Annotated in this window: 4 protein-coding genes; 2 read left to right on the top strand and 2 right to left on the bottom strand. The window is 71.3% G+C overall.

What is annotated here, in order from left to right:
* Nucleotides 1-251: 251 nt before the first annotated feature.
* Entirely contained in the window at nt 252-815 is a 564-nt protein-coding gene (locus tag VF697_RS34065; protein WP_331101596.1) for a DUF1080 domain-containing protein, read from the top strand.
* Between the two features lie 148 nt (nt 816-963).
* Nucleotides 964-1,254 carry a hypothetical protein gene (locus VF697_RS34060; protein ID WP_331101594.1) on the top strand — a complete coding sequence of 97 codons (291 nt, stop codon included), beginning with the start codon at nt 964-966 and terminating at the stop codon, nt 1,252-1,254.
* Between the two features lie 34 nt (nt 1,255-1,288).
* Here VF697_RS34060 and VF697_RS34055 read toward each other — a convergent pair whose 3' ends face one another.
* Together VF697_RS34055 and VF697_RS34050 are read right to left on the bottom strand one after the other, a co-directional pair.
* Nucleotides 1,289-2,800, bottom strand: coding sequence for a pitrilysin family protein (locus tag VF697_RS34055; protein WP_331101592.1), 1,512 nt, complete (start codon nt 2,798-2,800; stop codon nt 1,289-1,291).
* Nucleotides 2,800-3,465, bottom strand: a 666-nt coding sequence (locus tag VF697_RS34050; RefSeq protein WP_331101590.1) for a M16 family metallopeptidase, incomplete at its 5' end; no start/stop codon positions are given. The genes VF697_RS34050 and VF697_RS34055, both read right to left, overlap by 1 nt.

Genomic DNA, 3,465 nt, shown 5'->3' with positions numbered 1-3,465 from the left:
CATGCTGGGAATGTACGTATGACCTCTGACATCGACCAGAGCCAGCCACCTTCCTGATGCTGCTGGAGGGTTGGGGCTCCTTCCGCTTGCTGACCCAGAACCTCCACGGCCTCGGCCTGCTCCTGGGCTTCGAGCTCGTCGGGTCGCGTTCGCCTGGATGCGCCTCTCCCGGAGCGTTCCGTCGTCCAGGTGATGCCAGCGGGTGTCTGGGTTTGCCGTCCGCCCCACCCCACGTCACCTTGAGAGGAACCATGGACGCCTTCGAGACCCTGTCCTTCGACACGCCCGAGGCCTGGGCCATGGCGGGCGAGGGTCGCTTCGTCCCCGCCGGACCCGGAGTCCTCGAGTCCGAGGGCGGTTCCGGTCTCCTCTGGTACACCCCCGCCGAGTTCTCCGATTTCCGCCTCCAGGTGGACTGGCGCGCGCAGTCGATTGAAGACAACTCCGGCGTCTTCTTCCGCTTCCCCACCGCCGAACTCGCGCGCGAACAGCCCGACTGGAAGGCCGGCTTCGAGGTGCAGATCGACGACCGGGGCGTGGATCCCGAGCACGGCAAGCAGGGCAGCGCGCTGCACCTCACCGGTGCCCTCTACCTGCTCGCGCCCGCGCTGCGGTTGGCCTCCCGGCCACTGGGCCAGTGGAACACCTTCGACCTGCTCGCCAACGGGTTGGACCTGCGCGTCGTCCTCAACGGCGTGGAGGTGTGCGCCCTCACCGCGCCCGCGCACAAGCCTCGCGCCGGACGCATCGGCCTGCAGACACACCACGCGGGCTCCCGGGTCCAGTTCCACGCCCCGCGCCTCCAGCGCCTCTGAGCGCGCCCGCTCCGGCACCTGGAAGGCGGGCAGGCGGGCCAGGGCTCGTCCCTCCCCGGGAAGCTTGGAGCGCCTGGAATGAGCCCCACATTGAACACCGTAGGGGCGCGCACGCCGCGCGTCCGTGTTCCACGAGGAGCCCGTCACCATGGCCGACCACGACAAGCGGAGGAAGTACGATCCCGTGCATCCCAGGGAGGACGAGGAGCACAAGCCTCCCTTCGCCAAGGACCGGGTCGAGCGCGGGCTCGAGGCTGATGACGGCCGGCCCCTCTACGCCGCCGACTCCATCCACCCCACGCGCGAGCTGAAGTTCGCCCTCGACAGCGACGCGGAGGTGGGCGGCCACGTCCCCGACATCCGCAGCCCCATCGACGAGGCCGACGAGGAAGTGCGTCGGGCGCGCGGTCAGGAAGAGCTGGACAAGGACCAGGCCTGAAGAGGGCTTCAGGCCCGGTCCCTCTCCGGGGGCGCTACCGCTTCGCCGCGGGCGGCGCCACCGGCTCGCGCGGCACCAGCTTGCCCAGCTTCAGCGGCTCCACCTGCTGCTGGATGACCGCCGGGTCCCCCACCAGCACCACCTGCATGGCGTCGGGGCCCAGGTAGGCCTCGGCCACGCGCTGCACCTCGGCCGGCGTCGCCTTCTCCAGCCCCGCCACCGTGCGCGCGAACTCGTCCATCGGCCGGCGCAGGAAGAAGAGCTGCGCGGCGCTCGCCCCCAGGCCCTCCACCGACTCGAAGGCGCCCGGAATGGCGCGGATGAGGCCCTCGCGCGCCGACTCCAGCTCCTTCTCGGTGATGGGGCGCTCGCGGATGCCCTTCATCTCCCCGAAGACCTCGCCGAGCGCCGGGCCCGTCACGTCCTTGCGCACCGCCGACGAGGCCGTCAGCGGACCCACGCCCAGCCGCGCGTCCGAGCTGGCTCGCGCCCCGTAGCTGTACCCCTTGTCCTCGCGCAGGTTCATGTTCAGCCGGCTGCCGAAGAAGCCGCCGAACACCGTCGTGGCCAGCTCCAGCGCGGGCTCGTCCGGGTGTCCCACGGCGATGCCCGGCCGGCCCACCACCACCACAGTCTGGTCCAACCCCGGCTTGGGGATGAACACCACCTGCTGGCGGGGCGGCGCGGCCGGAGTGGTCGGCACCGCAGGCAGCGCGGCGCTCCCCTTCCAGTCACCGAAGTACTTCTTCGCCAGCCCCACGGCCTCCTCCAGCGAGATGTCCCCCGTCATCACCAGCGCGGTGGCCTTGGGGCCCGCGCTCCGGGCGTAGAAGGACTTCACGTCCTGGAGCGACACCGTCTCCACCGTGGCGGGCAGGCCGCTCACCGGGTGCCCGTAGGGGTGCTCCGGGCCGAACACCGCGTCCAGGTACGCCTGCTGCGCGAGGAAGCCCGGGCTGCCCATGGCGCGCACCAGCTCGGCGAGCTGGAGCTTCTTGCGGCGCTCGAAGTCCTTCTGCGCGAAGTTGGGCTTGCGCACCACGTCGGCCAGCAGCGCCAGGGCCGCGTCCGAGTTGCGCTTGAGCACCCGCGTGCCAATGAAGGCCCCGTCCGGGTTGACGTTCACCGAGGGCGACACGCCCAGGTTCTGGAAGGCCTCGTCCAGCGCGAGCGTGTCCTTCCCGGCCGCGCCCTCCAGCATCATCTTGTAGGTGATGTCCGCCAGGCCCCCCTTGCCCTTGGGGTCCTGCGAGCCGCCCGCGGAGAAGGCCACGCCGGTGAAGACGAGCGGCAGCTCCTTGCGCGTGCTCACCAGCACGGTGAGCCCGTTGTCCAGCTTCGCCTGCTCGAACTTCGGCAGCACCAGCTCGGGGGACTCGCCCGGCTTGGGCGGCTGCGAGCGGAAGGCCTCGGCGTCCTCCGCGGGAGGCGCGGGGGGCGCCTCGGGCGCGGGAGGCGCGGGCGGAGTCTCGGGGACGGGCTCGGGCGTCGTCTTGCAGCCGATGACGAGGGCCAGGACGGAAACGGCGACAAACAGGCGGCGCATCAGTGCAGCTCCTTCGCGCTGGAGACGGGGGCCTTCGGGGTGGGCACGGCGTGGAGCACCACGCGGGCGTCGGGCTTGAGGTACTGGCGGGCGAAGTCGCGCACCGAGTCCGTCGTCACCGCGTCGTAGCGCGCCAGGTCCTCGTCCAGGTAGCCCGGGTCGTTCACGTAGTGGTTGTAGCTCTGCAGCACGTCCGCCTTGCCGCCGAAGCCGCCCACCGACTGGAGCCCGGCGAGCATCTGCGTCTCGAAGCGCGTGCGCGCCCGGTTGAGGTCCTGCTGCGAGATGCCGTCGCGGCGCACCTCGTCCAGCACGGCGTCCAGCTCCTTGACGAGCGCGTCGCTGGAGATGCCGGGCCGGGCCACGGCCTCGAGGCTGAAGACGGACTGGGCGCCGAGGCTCTGCTGGCTGGCGCTCACGCTGGTGGCCAGCCCCTTCTCCAGCACCAGGCGCTTGTAGAGGCGGCTGGACTTGCCGGTGCCCAGCGCGTTGGCGAGCACGTCCGCGGTGGCATCACCCTCGCCGAAGTACGGCGGGGTGAGCCACGCCAGCGTCACCATGGGCAGCGTGCCCACCTTCTCATCGTGGCGGATGATCTGCTCCCGGGTGTGCTTCACCTCGGCCACCTGGGGCTTGTCCGGCCTGGCGCCGCTGCGCAGCGTGCC

This window comes from Archangium sp. (assembly GCF_036388035.1).
Classification (GTDB): domain Bacteria; phylum Myxococcota; class Myxococcia; order Myxococcales; family Myxococcaceae; genus Archangium.
The sequence above is the reverse complement of the archived record's forward strand: the minus strand, read 5'-3'. Positions and strand labels throughout refer to the sequence as shown.